The 19,120-nt window shown below is 32.3% G+C and carries 17 protein-coding genes; 4 read left to right on the top strand and 13 right to left on the bottom strand.

Annotated features, from left to right (window positions below):
- Positions 1-37: 37 nt before the first annotated feature.
- Positions 38-862 (bottom strand): lysophospholipid acyltransferase family protein, encoded by an 825-nt coding sequence (locus ACY2IJ_RS04490; RefSeq protein ID WP_476725959.1) that lies wholly within the window; start codon positions 860-862, stop codon positions 38-40.
- A gap of 56 nt (positions 863-918) precedes the next feature.
- Positions 919-1,548, bottom strand: coding sequence for an NUDIX hydrolase (locus tag ACY2IJ_RS04485; protein ID WP_476725958.1), 630 nt, complete (start codon positions 1,546-1,548; stop codon positions 919-921).
- 20 nt (positions 1,549-1,568) lie between these two features.
- Here ACY2IJ_RS04485 and ACY2IJ_RS04480 point away from each other — a divergent pair, with 20 nt between their 5' ends.
- Positions 1,569-1,841, top strand: a complete 273-nt coding sequence (locus tag ACY2IJ_RS04480) for a hypothetical protein (protein ID WP_476725957.1) — start codon at positions 1,569-1,571, stop codon at positions 1,839-1,841.
- On the opposite strand, the gene ACY2IJ_RS04475 is transcribed toward ACY2IJ_RS04480, so the two are convergent.
- Together ACY2IJ_RS04475 and ACY2IJ_RS04470 are read right to left on the bottom strand one after the other, a co-directional pair.
- Positions 1,831-2,124 (bottom strand): DUF6787 family protein, encoded by a 294-nt coding sequence (locus ACY2IJ_RS04475; protein ID WP_476725956.1) that lies wholly within the window; start codon positions 2,122-2,124, stop codon positions 1,831-1,833. The genes ACY2IJ_RS04480 and ACY2IJ_RS04475 overlap by 11 nt on opposite strands.
- 52 nt (positions 2,125-2,176) lie before the next feature.
- Positions 2,177-2,632 carry a thiol-disulfide oxidoreductase DCC family protein gene (locus tag ACY2IJ_RS04470; protein WP_476725955.1) on the bottom strand — a complete coding sequence of 152 codons (456 nt, stop codon included), beginning with the start codon at positions 2,630-2,632 and terminating at the stop codon, positions 2,177-2,179.
- A 32-nt stretch (positions 2,633-2,664) separates the two neighbouring features.
- Between ACY2IJ_RS04470 and ACY2IJ_RS04465 the strand changes: the two genes are divergently transcribed.
- Positions 2,665-3,504, top strand: coding sequence for a hypothetical protein (locus ACY2IJ_RS04465; protein ID WP_476725954.1), 840 nt, complete (start codon positions 2,665-2,667; stop codon positions 3,502-3,504).
- A gap of 48 nt (positions 3,505-3,552) precedes the next feature.
- On the opposite strand, the gene ACY2IJ_RS04460 is transcribed toward ACY2IJ_RS04465, so the two are convergent.
- The 6 genes from ACY2IJ_RS04460 to ACY2IJ_RS04435 form a co-directional block, all read right to left on the bottom strand.
- Positions 3,553-4,191 (bottom strand): YdeI/OmpD-associated family protein, encoded by a 639-nt coding sequence (locus ACY2IJ_RS04460; protein WP_476725953.1) that lies wholly within the window; start codon positions 4,189-4,191, stop codon positions 3,553-3,555.
- 86 nt (positions 4,192-4,277) lie between these two features.
- Positions 4,278-5,213, bottom strand: a complete 936-nt coding sequence (locus tag ACY2IJ_RS04455) for a peptidylprolyl isomerase (RefSeq protein WP_476725952.1) — start codon at positions 5,211-5,213, stop codon at positions 4,278-4,280.
- A 92-nt stretch (positions 5,214-5,305) separates the two neighbouring features.
- Entirely contained in the window at positions 5,306-6,892 is a 1,587-nt protein-coding gene (locus tag ACY2IJ_RS04450; RefSeq protein ID WP_476725951.1) for a peptide chain release factor 3, read from the bottom strand.
- Between the two features lie 116 nt (positions 6,893-7,008).
- Positions 7,009-8,289 (bottom strand): glycoside hydrolase family 117 protein, encoded by a 1,281-nt coding sequence (locus ACY2IJ_RS04445; RefSeq protein ID WP_476725950.1) that lies wholly within the window; start codon positions 8,287-8,289, stop codon positions 7,009-7,011.
- 10 nt (positions 8,290-8,299) lie between these two features.
- Complete coding sequence (locus tag ACY2IJ_RS04440; RefSeq protein ID WP_476725949.1) at positions 8,300-9,958, bottom strand: sodium:solute symporter family protein; 1,659 nt, start codon at positions 9,956-9,958, stop codon at positions 8,300-8,302.
- 17 nt (positions 9,959-9,975) lie between these two features.
- On the bottom strand, positions 9,976-12,255 hold the full coding sequence (locus tag ACY2IJ_RS04435) for an FAD-dependent oxidoreductase (protein ID WP_476725948.1): 2,280 nt from the start codon (positions 12,253-12,255) through the stop codon (positions 9,976-9,978).
- A 182-nt stretch (positions 12,256-12,437) separates the two neighbouring features.
- Here ACY2IJ_RS04435 and ACY2IJ_RS04430 point away from each other — a divergent pair, with 182 nt between their 5' ends.
- Complete coding sequence (locus tag ACY2IJ_RS04430) at positions 12,438-13,445, top strand: LacI family DNA-binding transcriptional regulator (protein WP_476725947.1); 1,008 nt, start codon at positions 12,438-12,440, stop codon at positions 13,443-13,445.
- A 749-nt stretch (positions 13,446-14,194) separates the two neighbouring features.
- Complete coding sequence (gene ligA / locus ACY2IJ_RS04425) at positions 14,195-16,192, top strand: NAD-dependent DNA ligase LigA (protein WP_476725946.1); 1,998 nt, start codon at positions 14,195-14,197, stop codon at positions 16,190-16,192.
- 66 nt (positions 16,193-16,258) lie between these two features.
- Here the strand turns inward: ligA and ACY2IJ_RS04420 are convergent, their stop codons facing one another.
- The 3 genes from ACY2IJ_RS04420 to ACY2IJ_RS04410 form a co-directional block, all read right to left on the bottom strand.
- A complete protein-coding gene (locus tag ACY2IJ_RS04420) occupies positions 16,259-16,939 on the bottom strand; it encodes a potassium channel family protein (RefSeq protein WP_476725945.1) in 681 nt (226 codons plus the stop codon).
- Positions 16,940-16,945: 6 nt separating this feature from the next.
- On the bottom strand, positions 16,946-18,643 hold the full coding sequence (locus ACY2IJ_RS04415; RefSeq protein WP_476726537.1) for a TrkH family potassium uptake protein: 1,698 nt from the start codon (positions 18,641-18,643) through the stop codon (positions 16,946-16,948).
- A gap of 123 nt (positions 18,644-18,766) precedes the next feature.
- A complete protein-coding gene (locus ACY2IJ_RS04410; RefSeq protein ID WP_476725944.1) occupies positions 18,767-19,063 on the bottom strand; it encodes a phosphoribosylpyrophosphate synthetase in 297 nt (98 codons plus the stop codon).
- Positions 19,064-19,120: the final 57 nt, after the last annotated feature.

Raw genomic sequence — 19,120 nt, 5'->3', positions numbered from 1 at the left:
AGTCTAAAATTTATATATAGACTCCTTTTAAACTTCTTTATTCTTCATCTTTGTCAGAGCTCCAAAACTCTCGTTGTTTGTTTAACTTTCTTTCTTGTTCTGCATATTCTTCTACAGATATTACCTTTAAAAAAGAAGGGTGTTGCTCTATTGCAAATTCAATTTTTTTAAGAATATCGTTTACATCTTCTTTGTCATAATCAATTTCTAGAGGTTGTTTTATAACCATAGATTGTAATATTCCTCTTTTTTTAATCATCAATCCTTTTTTGTCAAAAGATCTTCTAAAACCATCTATTACAATAGGAATAACAATAGGTTTGTAAGTTTTTATTAAGTGAGCTGTTCCTCTTCTAACAGGATTAAAAGGTTTGGTGGTTCCTTGTGGAAAAGTAATTACCCAACCATCGTCCAAGGCTTTTTTAATGTTAGAAATATCAGACATTTTTACTTGTCTGTTTACGTCTTTTCCTGCAGATCTCCATGTTCTTTCTATAGATATAGATCCTGCATAAGCAAATATTTTAGGCAACAACCCTTTTTTCATGGTTTCTAACGCTGCTATATAGTATAAATTTAATTTAGGTTTTAGCAAATAGGTCCATCTTTTAAGACTATTATCTCTACCGTTTAATGTGGCAAAAAATACGTGGTACATAGCGGCCACATCTGCAAAATATGTTTGGTGATTTGAAATGAATAATACATTTCTATCTGGTAATTCTTTTAAAATTTCAGAACCTTCTATTTTTAGCTTGTTAAAACCATTGTATCTGCGGTAAGAAATAATACCAAATACGCTAATAATAATTTTTTTTAAAAAAAGGTATTGCTCAAATGGGTTCTTTTTAAATAAGCTCATTTATATCTTATTAATTTTTCTAGTTGATCGACAAATTTACAATAATTTGTTCCTAATCACATTGTTTTTAGCACTTCTTTAGCTTCATTTAGAATCATAGCTGTTGCTCCCCAAATTCTGTGATGATTGTATACAAAACAAGGGATTTCTATGTTTTTAGCATATGAAGTAGAGGATTTAAAGGTAGCTATTTTTTTTGGATCCAATAGGTTGTTTAAAGGGAAATGAATGATTTGATCCACCTCGTGATTCAGATTAAATTTAGGAGTGTTTTTTACAATCCCCAGATAAGGATTTACAGAAAAATTGCTAGGAGGAATGTAAATGGTTGTTAATTGTTTTAAAATTGTAATTTGCTGTTTGGGAATTCCCACCTCTTCAAAAGTTTCTCTTAGCGCAGTTGCTTGTAGGTTTGCATCACCTATTTCTTTTTTTCCTCCAGGAAAACTAATTTGTTTACTGTGTGTTCCTTTGTAACTAGCCCTTTTGGTTAATAAAATACAGGTTTCATTGTTAGAATCGGGATATAAAAGCATTACTACTCCAGCAAGTTTTGCATTGTCTGGAATTTGATATTTTGTAAAAGTAGGTCTGCTATAAGGTGCTAATTCTTTATGTGCTTCTATACCTTTTAGAGGAGCATTTTTTAACAAATCTATGTTGTCAATAAGTTGGTTAAAATCCATCTTTTGTATACTTTAACACTATGAAATCTAAATATATAAAATTACTCTTAAGCGTTTTATTAGATTTAATAGGAATGTTGTCTTATGTAGTGCCAGAGTTAGGTGAATTTACAGATGTGGTATGGGCTCCATTATCATCTATTATTTTATTAAAACTTTACAAAAATAAGTTAGCAAAATATATGGCTATAATTGGTTTTATAGAAGAGGTTTTACCTTTTACAGATTTGTTACCAACCTTTACCATAACTTATATTTTAAGTTTGTTTTTTGCAAATAAAGCTAAGACTTAAGCTTCATTCTTTTTAACATTTTGGTTTGCATGTTTTTAAAAAACTGATATTGACCCACTAGCCAACCAACATATGGCAACGTAAATTGATATACAATAAAAACAGGAACAATGTATAAAATGTAATAAATAACAATGTTTAAATTCCCTTTTGTAATACCAATAACAGAAAGCGTAGGTCTAACAATATAAGCTGCAAAAGAACCGTTTATGCTAAAAGCAACCAATATGGCAAGTATTTCCCAGTTAGATGTTAAGCCCCAACGTTGTTTTAATTTGTCCATTAAAAATAATTTTGGACAAAAATAACTGATAAACTAGGATATACAACAAATGTTACTCATAAAATTTATTTTTTAAATCTGGGCTAGGAATCATACAGCTTTCTTTTTTGCCATACCATTTGTATCTGTTTTTAGCAATATAATCATAAACAACATCTCTTATAGGTTTGGGAATAATGTAAAAAATATACAGCAACGGATACAATCCTTTTAAATGTTTAGCAATGGTTAAAGCAGCGCTAGATTTTGTGTAAATTTTGTGTTTAGTTACTAGAATTATAGAATCAATGGATTGGTATTTGTTTCCTTGCTTGTCTAAAAAAAGTTGAACATCTGTGTTTTGCAAAGCTGCAAAGTTAAAAATGTTTTTAGTGTCGTTTTTTAAAATAAGTTGAACAGAGCTATTGCACAAATTACAAACTCCATCAAATAAAACAAGGTATTTATGGTTTATAAGATCTTCAATGCTTTTAAAACTATTCCTCATTTTATTTTCTAAATTTGCCAAACTTTTTAAAATCAAATATACAGATATAATCGATGAGAACTATAAAACTATTTTTGTTAATAGCATTATTTAGTATTGCTATACAAGCACAAGAAACAACATTTAAGAACAAAGGTAAATTCTATGCTTATTGGGGGTGGAACAGAGCTGCATACTCTTCTTCAGACATAACTTTTAAAGGAGATGATTATAATTTTACCATTAAAGACGTAGTTGCCAAAGACAAACAGATTCCTTTTTCTGCAAATAAGTATTTAAATCCAGGAAATGTAACATTGCCACAAACGAACACTGCAATAGGATATTTTTTTAGCGAAAACTATAGTATTGTTTTAGGATTAGACCATATGAAATATGTAACGGTACAAAACCAGTGGCTAACAATTGATGGAGAAATAGATCCTAGCTATGGAGTTGTAGGAGCAAATGGAGCTGTGTCTCCTTTTGTGAATGATGGAATTAAGCAAACCGAAGATTTTTTACAATTTGAACATACAGATGGTTTGAATTACATTCATGTATCGGTAAATAGATTTGATGACATAAGTAGTAGTTTTGGAATTCAAACAGAAAATTTTGTGATTAATTTAACTGAAGGTATAGGTGCCGGATTTTTATTACCAAAAACAAATTCAACTTTGTTAGGAAAAGAAAGACATGATGATTTTCATGTATCTGGATACGGAATGCATGCTCAATTAGGTTTTAACTTTGTAATCTATAAACACTTTTTTATTCAAACAGATTTAAGAGCTGGGTATATTAATATGTCTGATATTAGAACCACACAGAGTAAGTCTGATTCTGCTTCACAAGATTTTACTTTTCTACAAGGAACTTTGTTAATAGGAGGTAGATTTAGATTGTTTTAAAAAACTATATGCTATAAAATAAAAGGCTTCATATTATGAAGCCTTTTTTTATGCTAGTTGTTTGTGTGATCCATCGCAATTGGGCATTTTTTTGGAAAGTCCGCAAGTACAATCATTCATGCCTTTTCCCGCTATAATTTTGGAACTGTATTTTAGAATTCTACTTGTTCTGGTTTTACTTTGTTTTGCTCCAGAGAAAAATAAAAGATATCCTTTTTGTCTTCCAGGAGTTAAGGCATAAAAAGCTTTTTTTAAAGCGGTGTTGTGATTAAATTCATGTACTAATTCTTCAGGAACATCATAATCTTTTACCGTTTTTAAGGCTACTTTTAATCCTGCTTTTTCTAATTCTATAGCTTCAAAAATATAAGCTTTTAAAACAGCTTTTAATTCTTGGATTTGTTGAGTGTTTGTAAATTTAATAATCTGGCTAGATTGAGAGTTTTTTCCTGGTTTTACAAGTAGATTATTAGGGTCTTTAAGCAAAGCACCTTTAAAAAAATTAAGACTACAATAGTCTTTAAAACCTCCCAAAATAACAATATTAGCTTGTTTGTACATGTAACAAGGGTGTTTCCATTTGTAGGTTTCCGTTAGTGTACAATCTAAAAGTATGTTTCTTAATGCCTTTAACTCTTTATGCCAGTTTTTAGCTTTGTTAATGTGTTCGTCAGCTTTAGAATTCACTGTAATTGTGTTTGGTTTAGAACTAAAAATAAGAAAACCCTTTGTGAAAACAAAGGGTTTTTAAATATTAAGAAATAAGCAACTACTTATTTTACTTTTACCAATTCTACATCAAATACTAAAGTTGCATCTGGTGGAATTACTCCTCCAGCTCCTCTAGATCCGTATGCCAAATCAGATGGAATAACCAAACGAGCTTTGTCTCCAACTTCTAATAATTGAATTCCTTCATCCCAACCAGGAATTACTTGACCTACTCCAATAGCAAAATCAATAGGTTGATTTCTTTTGTAAGAAGAATCAAATACAGTTCCATCAGGCAATTGTCCCTTGTAGTGTACAGATACTTGTTGTCCTTTAGTTGCTGTTACACCAGAGTTTCCTTTTTGAATAATTTTATATCTCAATCCGCTAGCTGTTTTATCATAACCAGCAGCTAATTTTTCTAATTCTAATTCACGAGCTTCAGCTTCAGCTTTTAATCTAGCTTCTCTAGAACCTTCAAAAGTTCTAAAAGCTTCAATAGCATTAAATTTTTCTGCTGCACTACCTACACGAACAATTTCTAAAGATTCAATTTCATCACCTTGTTCAATTGTGTCTACAATATCTTGTCCAGTTACAACACTTCCAAAAACAGTATGTTTACCATCTAACCAAGGAGTTGCAGTGTGTGTAATAAAGAATTGAGAACCGTTAGTTCCTGGTCCTGCATTTGCCATAGATAATTTTCCTGGAGCATCGTGTTTTAATTCTGCTACAATTTCATCGTCAAAACTATAACCCGGGTTTCCTGTTCCTGTTCCTTGAGGACATCCTCCTTGAATCATAAAATCTGCAATTACACGGTGGAATTTTAATCCATCGTAGTAAGGAGTTCCTTGTGGTTTTGCATCGTTTTCCATGTTTCCTTCTGCCAAAGCAACAAAGTTTCCTACTGTTCCAGGAGTTTTTTCAAACTCTAAGTTTACTAAAATTTCACCTTTAGAGGTATTGAATTTTGCGTATAATCCGTTATTCATTTTTTTGTTATTTATAAGGATGTAATTTATTTATCTAATAATATTTTTTTTCGATTACAAATATAAAAGAATCGTAACCGAATCCAATGTTTCTATTTAAACTCACTAGTAAAGTGTAGTTTTACAGATGGGTATTTGTCTTGTGTCATTTGAATGGTAAAAGCAGAGTCTGCTAAAAAAACCAACTGGTCTTGTTTGTCTTTGGCCAAATAACGTTGTTTTACACGTTTAAACTCTTCAAATTCCGCTTTATTGTTTGTAGGTTCTACCCAACACACTTTGTGCATGTTTAAGTTTTCGTAGGTACATTTTGCACCATATTCATGCTCTAAACGGTATTGGATTACTTCGTATTGTAAAGCACCAACGGTTCCAATTACTTTACGTCCGTTTAACTCTAAGGTAAACAACTGAGCAACTCCTTCATCCATAAGCTGATCAAGTCCTTTGTATAATTGTTTTGATTTTAGAGGATCGGCATTGTTTACATAGCGGAAGTGTTCTGGAGAAAAACTAGGGATTCCTCTAAAGTTGATAATTTCTCCCTCGGTTAAAGTATCTCCAATTTTAAAGTTTCCAGTATCGTGCAACCCAACAATGTCTCCAGGATAAGACTCATCAATAATTTCTTTTTTTTCTGCAAAAAAGGCATTTGGACTAGAGAATTTCATTTTTTTACCATTGCGAACGTGTAAATAAGGTACGTTTCTTTTAAAAGTTCCCGATACTATTTTAACAAAAGCCAGACGGTCTCTGTGTTTAGGGTCCATGTTTGCATGGATTTTAAAGACAAAACCTGTAAGTTTATTTTCTTTAGAATCTACAATTCTTTCTTCGGCTTGTTTAGGTTGTGGGTCTGGAGCAATTTCTATAAAACAATCTAGCAATTCTTTTACTCCAAAGTTGTTTAAAGCAGAACCAAAAAATACAGGTTGTAAATCTCCTTTGATGTAATCTTCTTGGTTAAATTCAGGATATACTCCTTCTACCATTTCTAATTCTTCACGTAAGGTGTTTGCTGCTTTGGTGCCTATTAACTCATCTAATTCTGGAACATTAATGTCGGTAAATTCTACACCACTTGTTACAGTTTGTTTGTTATCTGCTGAAAAAATGTTGATTTTCTTTTCCCAAATATTATAAATACCTTGAAAATCGTACCCCATACCAATTGGGAAAGAAAGGGGAGTAGTGGTTAATCCTAATTTTTGTTCTACTTCGTCTAACAAATCAAATGCATCTTTTCCTTCACGGTCTAATTTGTTGATGAAAACAATCATCGGAATTTTACGCATTCTACAAACTTCTACCAACTTTTCGGTTTGTGGCTCAACTCCTTTAGCAACATCAATAACTACAATCACACTATCAACTGCAGTTAAAGTTCTAAAGGTATCCTCAGCAAAATCTTTATGCCCAGGGGTATCTAAAATATTAATTTTACGATTTTTATAATTAAAGGCAAGTACAGAGGTTGCAACAGAAATACCACGCTGACGTTCAATTTCCATGAAATCGGAAGTAGCTCCTTTTTTGACTTTGTTATTTTTTACAGCACCAGCTTCACTAATGGCACCACCAAATAATAGTAGTTTTTCCGTTAATGTGGTTTTACCAGCATCGGGGTGAGAGATAATACCAAAGGTTCTTCTGCGTTTAATTTCGTCTATAAATGCCATTTTGTTAAGTTAAATTGGGATGGCAAAGATACATTTTATATGTCCATAAAAAAACGCTCTCTACAAAGAAAAGTACTTTCGTAGAGAGCGTTTTAGAATGTGTTAAAAAAAGAGTATTATCTACCTTCTGGGTGAGTTCTCAATTTTCCTAATCCTTGAGCAAAATATACATCTGGCTTGTGCCAAACACCTGTTTGTTTAAAACCTGGTTCGTTATAATCTAAACTTAAATCACAATCAAATCTTGCAATAATAGAATATCCTTTTCCAGGCTTTCCTGCGTTTATAAAATGTGAAAATCCCCAAGTAATTCCTCTACCATCTTTTGTATCTGTAAAAGCATCTGGAGTGTATGGTGCAGCTGCAATAGGTACTAAAGAAATTTTAGAAGCCATTTTAAAGTTTACACCATCTTCTGCATATTGAACAGTTTCTCTTTCGTTTCCATCTTTGTAATAAATGGCTGCAATTCCTTTTTTAAATGGAAAGTATGTTGTTTCGTGTCCAGAAGTAGAAACTGGGTTTAAAGGGTGCTTTGTATAAGGTCCTAATGGATCCTCAGCCATAGCCAATCCATGTCCTACTGCATAGTTTTTTCTGTTGTCTGGCCATTTGTTGTAAGCCGATTTGTAGTACACATAAATTTTTCCGTTGTGTACAATTGGAAATGGATCGTGTGTTGCTTTGTGATCCCATTCTCCTTCTTTACCAAATGGAATTACGGCATCTCCACCATGAGTCCATGGTCCGTTAGGAGAGTCTGCAAAAGAAATAGATACAGGACATAAATCACCTCTTAATCCACTAGGTTCATCAAAAGCTTGGTAGTATAAATAATACTTTCCTTTCCAAACTAAGATTTCTGGAGTACAAACAGATCTCCACCCAGATTTTGGTTTTTCTGGTCTTTTAATGGCAACACCTTGTTCTTCCCAATTAAAACCATCTTTACTAGTAGCGTACCAAACTTCTGCCAAATCCCAATCTGTAGATGGAATTTCATCGGTAGCTTTGGCAGCATTGTTCCATCCAATAGGAGGAACTATGGTATGACGTTTTGTATACCAAACATAGTAAGTATCTCCAACTTTAATAGGTCTAGTAGGGTCTCTTCTAGAAATGGTTCCATCACCACCATTGTAATCAAACCCTTTTAATTTGGTATATTTAAATTGAGAAAACAATTCGTTGTCTTGTGCTCTAGGAGCAGGATAATCGAACATACGTTCTGCCGATGCACTTAAAGGCATGTCTGGTTTTTCTGTAGGCAAAGCATAAGGGAATGCTTTGTGCTCTTTAGCGGTTGTTTTTTCTTCCTTTTTAGTTTCGCAACTAATAGTTAGTGCAGCTAGAGTAAGCCCTAAACCTAATTTTTTTAATATAGAAATAGATTTCATATGTTAATTTTTAATTTTTTGTTTTTGATGATTTGTACACGATAAAAGCTCCTCCTAATAAGACTAAAGATCCTATTAGGTTGATAATAACGGATGAAGTTTCGCTAAACAAAGTAAGTCCTAAAATAATAAGTCCGGTAGATAATACACCAATACCAATTACTTTTACACCTTTTAAGTTTTGAGAAACGGAATCGTCTGGTTCATTAGAAACTGGTTTTGCGGCCATTTTTTCTATGTATTGATTGTATTCCGTAGGTTCTAAGTTTTTAGCTTTTGCATAAATTTCATAAATAGCTAATAATAGAATAGGACCACCTACACCAAGAATCATTTCGTTTGCTCTGTTTAAAGAGAAATTGAACAGTTCAGGAGTAACAAACTTAAAAAATAAGTTGATTGTTAAAGAAGTAATTGTTACTACAATTACACTTTTACCTGTTTGTTGTTTAGAAAATAAAGACCATAATGGAGGTAGAAACATAGCACCACCTGTTAAAGCTGCCAAGGTTAATACAACAGATACAATTCCACCCATCATAGGGACTAATAATGCAATAATAATGGTAATTATACCTAATACAATAGTGGTTGTTTTACCAATTTTTACCAAGTTAGTATCACTAGTGTTAGGGTTTAAGTGTCTGTAAATATCATTTGTAAAAACTCCAGCAGAAATGTTTAAAGTAGTGTTTACAGAACTAGAAGTTGCAAAAACCATTCCTCCTAACATTAAACCTAACATACCTATAGGGAGTACTTCTTTACAAATTAATAAATAAGCTCCTTCATCTGCCAAAGCTCCCAATTCAGGATTTAATACTTTGTAAATCATAGGAGGTAACATCCAAATAACAGGACTTAATGTGTACAATCCTGCAAAAACTAATCCTACTTTTTTAGCTTCTTTAGGAGAAGAAACAGAGGTGTAACGTTGTATATATCCCCAATGACCTGCTATAAAAAATAAATTATAAAGTCCAAAAGCCACCATAAATTCCCAGGAATATTCGGCATTTACCAAATTAAAATAATTTTCTGGTGCTTTGCTTATAAATCCATCAATACCGCCAACTTTGTCTAAAGCCAAAGGAACTACAATTAGTACAGCAGCTGTTAAGACTACAAATTGTAAAATATCGGTTACAATTACAGCCCACAAACCACCAACAGCCGTATAGATTAAAATAATTACTCCTAAAAAAATGATACTGTTAGAAATGGGAATGTTTGTAGAAACTTCAACAATTTTAGCAACAGGGTACAAGTATGTTCCTGTGGTAAAAATAGAAATAACTAAAAACAAGTAAGTGTATACTTTTTGGGTTTTGTACCCTAATCTACTTGTTATGTATTCGGCAGCTGTTAATGCTTTTGTTTTTTGCCATTTAGGGGCAATGTAAAAAGCAATAATGATACCGGCAATACACATGGTCCATTGTATGGTTACAGCAACCCAACCGCTACTGTAGGCAATAGCTCCCCAAACAACAAATGTACCTGCAGAGAAAAAACTCATGAATAAAGATAAACCACTCATCCACCAAGGCAATCCACCACCTGCAGCAAAATAAGATTTCATGTTTTTTCCCGATTTAGAAAAACTCAATCCACAGACAAAAACCAGTATTGAAAAAAGGAGGATAACTCCAATATCTATATTACTCATAATATTTGTTTAAAAGGTTATTTACAGTATACTTCAAAAATTGATGCAGGAACATTTTCTAAAGATTTTTCTAGCACTATGCTAATTCCTGTTGTTTTAATTGGAGTTTCTAATTTGATGGTATTAATTGTTTGATGGTTGTCTTTTTGTGTAAAAAGTACATCTCCATTGTTGTTTTTAACTACATAGTTACGTACACAAAAAGGAACTATATCTTCTGGATGTCCATATAAAGTAGATTCCATTGGGTGATCGTAATCTGTATCTAAAAATAGTTTAATTTCTGAAATGGTCTTTTCAGAATCCCATTCAATTTTTAATTCAGGTTTGGTATCTGTTAAATTGGCAACCCAAGCGTTTGCTTGTCCCCAAGGTCTAACATAACCATTTCCAATATTAGAAACCTCAAAAGAAGAAATGGCAGGAGAAATTGTCATAGCAATATTCTTACCATCAGGTCTACGATGTGGAGTCCAAAATTCAAAAGTATCTACTCCTAAGTTTTCTGGTGGAGTTTGTTTTCCGTTGTTAGATACTGCTTTGTTTACACCATTGAAAACAGAAAGAATTCCAGTGCTTCTAAACTCACTATTTTTAAGACTAATTTTATCGTTAGATAAAAAGGTTACAAAACCATATTGATCTTCTGATACAGATTGTGAAAAAGAAATTTCTACGTTTTGTTCTCCTTTTTTAAGGTTGATTTGTTTGCTTTCTAAAATAACATCTGGAGTGTAATTTTTTGCTTTTTTAGAACTACGCAATTCTACCGTTAAGGTAGTGTCTTCTATAACATTAGCAAGTACAGTAAAACTATAATTTGTATTGGCTTTTAAAGGTAATAATTGTGCTGCAGCCAGTTTTAAATTCATCCATTCTCCGTTAAAAGGAATTTCTGATAAAGACAAGCTAGATGTAGCACTTACCGTTGCCGAACTAACCAAATTAGTTTCAGAAAGAATAGGGAAATCAGGAATGCTTTGACCTGTAATGTTTAATTCGTTTTGTAAATATTTAAGATTGTTTTTTTCTAAAAGATCTTGAGGTAGTGCTGTTTTTTCGTGACAAATGGCAGCTGCCATTCCTACAGCTTGTGCTGTTAATCCGTTAGTTGCCATTACTCTTGTAGATCCAAAAGCAACGTGAGTAGCACTAATAATTCTACCTGCTAAAAATAAATTGTCAATATCTTTACTTACTAAGGTTCTGTAAGGAATTTGGTAAACCCCCTTAGAGTGCCATTGTGTACAACCAGATAATTTGCTATATACTCCATCTGCAGGATGTAAGTCTATAGCCCAACCTCCGTGAGCAATCGCATCGTCAAAAGTTTGTTGTTCTATTACATCTTGTTGTTTAATCATGTACAAACCTTCAAAACGTCTACTTTCTCTTTTTCCAGGAATGGTTCCTACCCACTCTAAGGTATGATTGTCTACATCCTCAAACTCACCTGAGTTTTTAATGTAATCCCACACACCATATATTACTTTCCAAAGTTCTTGTTTTATTTCTTCGGTATCGTGAATGGTATCTTTTCTACCTCCGTATTCAAACCACCAAAAACGACAACCTTTGTCGTCTTTTCCAATAGCTTTGTATCTAGGAATTTCGGTAATATCTTTTAAAGCAAAAGATGGAGCTGTATATTTTACAGGAAAATCTTCTCTTTTACTGTAAAAATACATAGAGTGTCCTAGCAACTCTCCATAAGAATCATCAGGAGCAAATAATTCTCCAAATTCTTCTCTTTTTTCGGCTCCCATTCTAAAAGAAGCTCCAGCTTTAAACGCAACAATACCATCACCAGAAGCATCGCAAAACAACGGAGATGATACAGTGTAGTTGGTTGAGTTTTGACTATTGAATGCTTTTACAGATTCAATAGAAGTATCGTTCTTTTTAGAAATGTCGTATACAGATGTGTTTAACAAAAGCGTAATGTTTTTTTCTTCCAATACTTTTTCTAAAAGAATGGTGTCAAAAATAACTGCGTTTCCTTCTTTATTTCGGTACATGTTTTCTACCAAAATTTCATCCATTACACCACCTTCTCTAGACCAGCGGTTGTTGTTTCCCATGTGAGAAGTAGCTCCTAGAATCCACAATCTTACTTCCGATGATGCGTTACCACCTAAAACGGGTCTATCTTGTATTAATACGGTTTTTGTTCCTTTTCTAGCTGCTGTAATAGCTGCACAAACTCCTGCAATTCCTCCACCAATAATTGTAAAATCAGTAGTAATGGTTTGTTCTCTGTTGGATCTTGTTTCAGCTGAATAATTTTCAATTAACATATGTAAGTTTTCTATGGTTTTAAGAGAATTCTATAATTTACTACTTCTAAATTCCTATAATTTTTTAGAATAAAGCAACAGGGAAATAAAAAACACCTCCGATAACGTTTCCGAAAGTATTTTTTTTACCGATAACGTTTCCGAAACTTGACTTTTAATTTCCGAATGTTTAATATTGGAATATGAAAAGAACTACCATTAAAGATGTAGCTAAAAAACTGAATGTTTCAGTATCTACTGTTTCTAGAGCTTTTAACGATAAGTACGATATTAAGCAAGAAACCAAGGAGCTAATTATAAAAACAGCAAAAGAATTAGGGTATAGACCCAATCCTATTGCTCGTAAATTAATTCAGCAACGTTCCTATAATATAGGAATTATAGTTCCTGAATTTGTGAATAGTTACTTTCCTGATATTATTATGGAAGCTCAAAAGGTTTTGATTGATAAAGGGTATCAAGTATTAATTATGCAGTCTAATGATTCTTCGGAAATGGAGTTGAAAAATTTAGAAACTCTGCTAGACAATATGGTAGATGGTTTGATTGTGTCTTTAATTAAAGAAGATGACAATATTGAAAAATACAAAGAATTGATAGATGATAAAATGCCTATTGTATTTTTTAATAGAGTAGCTGATAAGTTAGATGCTTGTAAGGTGGTTTTTGATGATTTTAAATGGGCTTTTTTTGCTACCGAACATTTAATACTACAAGGCTATGAGGATATTGTTTATTTAAGTGGTCCTAAGCACATGAAACTATCAATGAATAGAATTATGGGGTTTGAAAAAGCACATAGAAAACACAAAAGAGAGGTAGGTAGAATAATTCCATGTGGCTTTTATATGGAAGATGGAGAAAAAGCAGCTAGGTTAATGATTGAGCAAAACAATGTGCCTAGAGCTATTTTTGCAGCAAATGATCATTGTGCCATTGGAGCAATGCGCGTTTTTAAAGAATATGGTTACGAAATACCTAAAGATGTAGCTATTGTAGGCTTTACAGAATCTAGATTGGCACCACATGTACATCCGGCTTTAACAACAGTAGCTCAACCTACTAAAGATATTGGTATTACAGCAGCCAATTTATTAATTGAACAATTAGAAAACAAAGGGTTGTTTGTTCCGCAAACTATTGTGTTAAATGGTCGTTTAAACGTAAGGGAATCATCGGTTACTCATTAGTTTGAATGTCTTAAGCTTTAGTTCTCGACTCCGCTCGAACACCAGATTTTTCAGTTTACGATTATGTAATATATTTTCTTGTTTAGAGGTGTTTTAGAGTTTTGTTCTCGACTCCGCTCGAACACCAGTTTTCTCAGTTTACGATTATGTAATATATTTTCTTGTTTAGAGGTGTTTTAAGCTTTTGTTTTCGACTCCGCTCGAACACCAGATTTTTTTAGTTTATGAATAAGTAATATATTTTATTGTTTAGAGGTGTTTTAGTCTTTAGTTCTCGACTCCGCTCGAACACCCATTTTTTAGTTTACGATTTAGTAATATATTTTATTGTTTAGAGGTGTTTTAGTCTTTAGTTCTCGACTCCGCTCGAACACCCATTTTTTAGTTTACGATTTAGTAATATATTTTATTGTTTAGAGGTTTTTTAGTCTTTAGTTCTCGACTCCGCACGAACACCAGTTTTTTTAGTTTACGATTAGGTAATATATTTTCTTGTTTAGAGGTGTTTTAGTCTTTAGTTCTCGACTCCGCTCGAACACCATTTTTTTCAGTTTACGATTTAGTAATATATTTTCTTGTTTAGAGGTGTTTTAGTCTTTAGTTCTCGACTCCGCTCGAACACCATTTTTTAGGTCTTCGAGCGGAGTCGAGAAGTGTAATGTTTTATAATTATTTCCCAACACTTCCTAATTTTATTATTGTGGTATCTAAAATAAACGTTTTAAATTTACGCTTAAAATTTTTACAAAATGAGTGAGTCTATTCAACAAAAAATAGAAAGTTTAAGAAATACATTGCATAAGCATAATTATGAATATTATGTGTTAGACAATGCTACCATTTCGGATTATGATTTTGACCAATTGTTGAAAGAATTACAAAGTTTAGAACAAGCTCATCCACAATTTTTTGATGCCAATTCACCAACACAAAAAGTAGGAGGAGCTATTACTAAAAATTTTGAAACGGTAGTGCATAAAAATCGGATGTATTCTTTAGATAATTCTTACAGTAAAGAAGATTTGTTAGATTGGGAAAAGCGAATTTCTAAAATTATAGAAGGAGAAATTACCTATACTTGTGAACTTAAATACGATGGTGCTTCCATCAACTTAACCTATAAAAACGGAATTTTACAAAAAGCAGTAACCAGAGGAGATGGAGTGCAAGGAGATGATGTTACCAATAATGTAAAAACAATTAAATCTTTGCCTTTAAAATTACAAGGTAGCTTTGTAGATGATTTTGAAATTAGAGGAGAAATTATACTGCCTTTAGAAGGGTTCAATCAAATGAATATTGCTAGAGAAGAAGCAGGAGAAGAAATTTATAAAAACCCTAGAAATACAGCTAGTGGAAGCTTAAAATTGCAAGACAGTGCAGAGGTTGCTAAAAGACCTTTAGACTGTTTGCTGTATCAAGTATTAACCTATAATAATGAATTTGAAAGTCACGCACAGGCTTTAGAACAAGCAAGATCTGTTGGGTTTAAAGTGCCAGAAACCATTACGGTAGCCAATTCTATTGATGAGGTAATAGAATTTGTAAATTATTGGGATAAAGAACGATTTAACCTTCCGTACGAAACCGATGGAATTGTAATTAAAGTGAACAATATTCGTCAACAAGAAGAGTTAGGATATACCGCAAAAGCACCTCGTTGGGCCATTGCTTATAAGTTTAAAGCAGCACAAGTATCTACTAAATTAAACGAAATCACCTATCAAGTAGGGAGAACAGGAGCCATTACTCCTGTAGCCAATTTAGAACCTGTACAGTTGGCAGGAACCACAGTTAAAAGAGCATCGTTGCACAATGCAGATCAAATAGCTTTGCATGATATTAGAGTAGGAGATGAGGTTTTTGTAGAAAAGGGAGGTGAAATTATACCTAAAATTGTTGGAGTAGATTTGCTTCAAAGACCTAAAGATTCTGTTCCTACTATATATGCAACGCACTGTCCAGAATGTAATACTCCGTTGGTAAGAAAAGAAGGAGATGCCAAGCATTATTGTCCAAATGAGTTTGGATGTGCTCCGCAAGTAGCTGGTAGAATTATTCATTTTATTAGCAGAAAAGCTATGAATATTGATGGTTTGGGAGCGGAAACAGTAGATTTGCTTTGTAAAGAAAGGTTGATTGAGAATTATGCTGATTTGTACGATTTAAAAGTAGCACAAATTATTCCTTTAGAACGTATGGCAGAAAAATCGGCAAATAATATGATTGATGGAATAGAGGCATCTAAACAAATGCCTTTTGAAAAAGTATTATTTGCTTTAGGAATACGTTTTGTAGGAGAAACAGTGGCAAAAAAATTAGCAAAAGCCTTTAAAAATATAGATGATTTATTTGCTGCAGATTTTGAAACATTAATTTCTGTAGATGAAATTGGAGACAGAATTGCAGAAAGTATTATTTCTTTTAGAAACGAACCTTTAAACCAAGTATTGATTTCTAGATTAAAAGATTATGGATTGCAGTTTTCTTTATCGGAAGAAGATTTAGAAAATCAAACAGATAAGTTAGCCGGAAAAATATTTGTAGTATCTGGTGTGTTTCATAAAGTATCTAGAAACGAACTTAAAAAGTTGATAGAAGATAACGGAGCAAAAGTAAGTAGTTCTATTTCTAAAAAAACAGATTATATAGTTGCAGGAGACAATATGGGACCTGCCAAATTGCAAAAAGCAACAGATTTAGGAGTTGCTATTATTTCTGAAGATGAGTTTTTAGCAATGATTTAAAAAGGTACCTTCTGTCCTATTAAGTGTGTTTTAAGAACAACATGCTTAATAGGACAGATATGTAATTTATCTTAAAAAACGTTGAATATCTTTATTAGCACCATAAACCACTAATACATCTTCTTTGTATAGAATGTCACGAGGGTTTGCTACACCTTTTACATTGACAACACTTCTCTTTTTTCCAATAGCAGTTTCTACCTCGCTGTTAGAAATGGTTGTTAGCACTAGTAAATTGTATTTTTCTTTAATTTGCATCTCTAAAATACTTTTTCCGTTGTATTTCTCGGGCATTTTAACTTGTACAATACTATAATCGTTATTCAATTCAAAAGAATTTACAATTCCTTTTAAACATAGTTTTTTGGCCCAACGTTCTGCAGATTCTTCTTCGGGTAATACAATTTCATCAACCCCAATGGCTTGTAACACTCTTTTATGAATGTGATTGGTTGCTTTACTTATCAATCGTTTTACTTTTAAGCTTTTAAACAAAGCAGTAGCCATTACATTGGCACCTTGGTTTTCTCCAATGGCAATAATAACAATGTCTGTATCTTTTAAAGGTAAACCAGAAACGGTAAATTCATCCGTAGCATCCATGCAAATGGTATGACTAATTTTTTCTTTAAAAGCATCTACTTTACTCATGTCAGTATCAATACCAATAACTTCGTTCCCTTGTTCTGTTAATTTTTCAGCTAAAGAAGATCCAAAGTTTCCAAGACCTATAATTATGTATTTCATAAAGTATTAATTTATGGTGATTTCTTCCGTAGGATAACGGTAGTTTACGTGTTTTACCTTTTTAAAAAAAGCGATTAAAATAGACAGCATACTTACTCTACCAATAAACATTATCACAATAAGAACAAACTTGCTGTAAGTGCTTAAATTGGCTGTAATTCCTAAACTTAACCCTACGGTGCTGTAGGCAGAAAAGCATTCAAAAGCAACGCTAAGTATGTTTGTTTTGGGGTCGAATGCTGAAATAGCAAAAATTCCAAATCCTATAACAATTAAAGACAATGAAATTACGGCAAAAGCTCTACGAATAGATACTTCGGCAATTTCTCTACGATAGACTTCTATTCTAGATTTTCCTCTGGCCAAGCTAAAAAAGTTTAAGGTAGCAATGGCAAAAGTGTTGGTTTTAATACCACCTCCTGTAGATGCAGGCGAAGCCCCAATCCACATTAACAATATAATTAATAATACAGATGAGTTTTGCAATGCACCCATATCTATAGTATTAAAACCTGAAGTTCTTGGGGTGGTGGCAGCAAAAAGAGAGGCAATAAATTTACCCATCCATCCTTTTTGATGTGTTAGAATATGATTGTATTCGTTTATAAAAAATAAAACAGTTCCGGCAACGGTTAGTGAGGTTGTTGTAATTAAAGCAATTCTACTATTTAAGTTTAATACCCAAGGTCTGTAGCTAATATGTGTTTTTCTAAAAAGTCTACTAACTATAAAGTATTTAGAATATTTTATTAGGTTGGCTACAATAGGAAAACCTAATCCTCCCAACATAAAAATAACAATAATAATAAATTGTAAAAGGTAGTTGTGTGCAAACCCCGTTTGATATAAACTATTAGGTAAAGTAGAAAAACCTGCATTGCAAAAAGCAGAGATAGAATGAAATGCAGAGAAAAATAATTTTTGAATAAAAGAATCAAACAACAAGCTGTCTAAACTAGAATAAATAAAAACAGCTCCTAAAAATTCCACCATAAAAGTAATGTATAAAATTCTTTTAAGGGTAGTAAAAACTTCGCTCATTTTTTGAGCATTGGTCATGTCTCCTAGTACTAATTGATTTTCATAAGTTGTTCCTCCTTTAAAAAAGTAACTAAAATAACTGGCAAATGTTAAAATTCCCAATCCTCCAATTTGAATAAGAATTAGAATAATAATTTGTCCAAATTCGGTAAAAAAAGTACCTGTATCTACCACAATAAGTCCTGTTACACAAACAGCACTGGTGGCTGTAAATAAGGCATCTAAAAAGGAAATATTTGTGTGAGTTGCATTGGGCAACATTAACAACAAAGCTCCTAAAAATATTAGAATTAAAAAACTAACTATAAATAGTTGAGCAGGATTTAAAAAGGTCCGTTTGTAAACTAATTTTTTCTCGGCAAACTCTCTAATAAAGGTAAGAATAATGGCTAGTTTAATCCAAACATCATCATAAAAAACAGAAAGATGAGTGTGTGATTGTTCCGAAAAAAAATGAACATAAATAATAGACAGTATAATAAGTATACTAGTACTATCAAACAGTACCACTCTTTTAGTAAGGGTTTTACTAAGTTTAAGATATCTAATAACGGTTGTAAAGATTCCAGAAATTAGAATGACAAAATAAATTTCGTTGGCAAATAATTGAATTTTTTTAGATTGATTAAATCCAAAATCGGCAATTAATATAAATATCCCCATCAAACTTAATAGAAACGTAATTCTATAAATAAGATGATGGTTGATATTATTTAGAAACTTGTTTTTCAAACCCTGTTTTTAATAGACTGTAAAAGTAATGGGGTTTAGGAACAAAACAAAAATTTATTTAATTTGTTTGATCAATTCTCTGTTCTGATTACTTTCAGAACTGTAAGACATAATAAGTGTTCCTTTAACACCATCATTTGCAGTTATGGCAAATAATTCTGATTGATCAGAAGGATTGGTCATTCCTTCAAATCTGTATCGTTCATCAATTTTTAACTGCTCCGGTTGATATTCCTTTTTTGAGTATAATGCTTTAATGTGCTCGTCATTTGCCGTAAAATTATCTGTATATCCTTTGTTAGACAAATCGTTGGTGGCTTCTGATAGTGTATCATAATTTCTTGTTTTCATGGTGTAATTTTTTGTGATTATTATTTACATAAAAAGTACTAAAAAACAAGGGGTTAT

Source organism: Wenyingzhuangia gracilariae (assembly GCF_056387575.1).
Note: the sequence above shows the minus strand (reverse complement) of the source record. Positions and strands in the feature narration are given on the sequence as shown.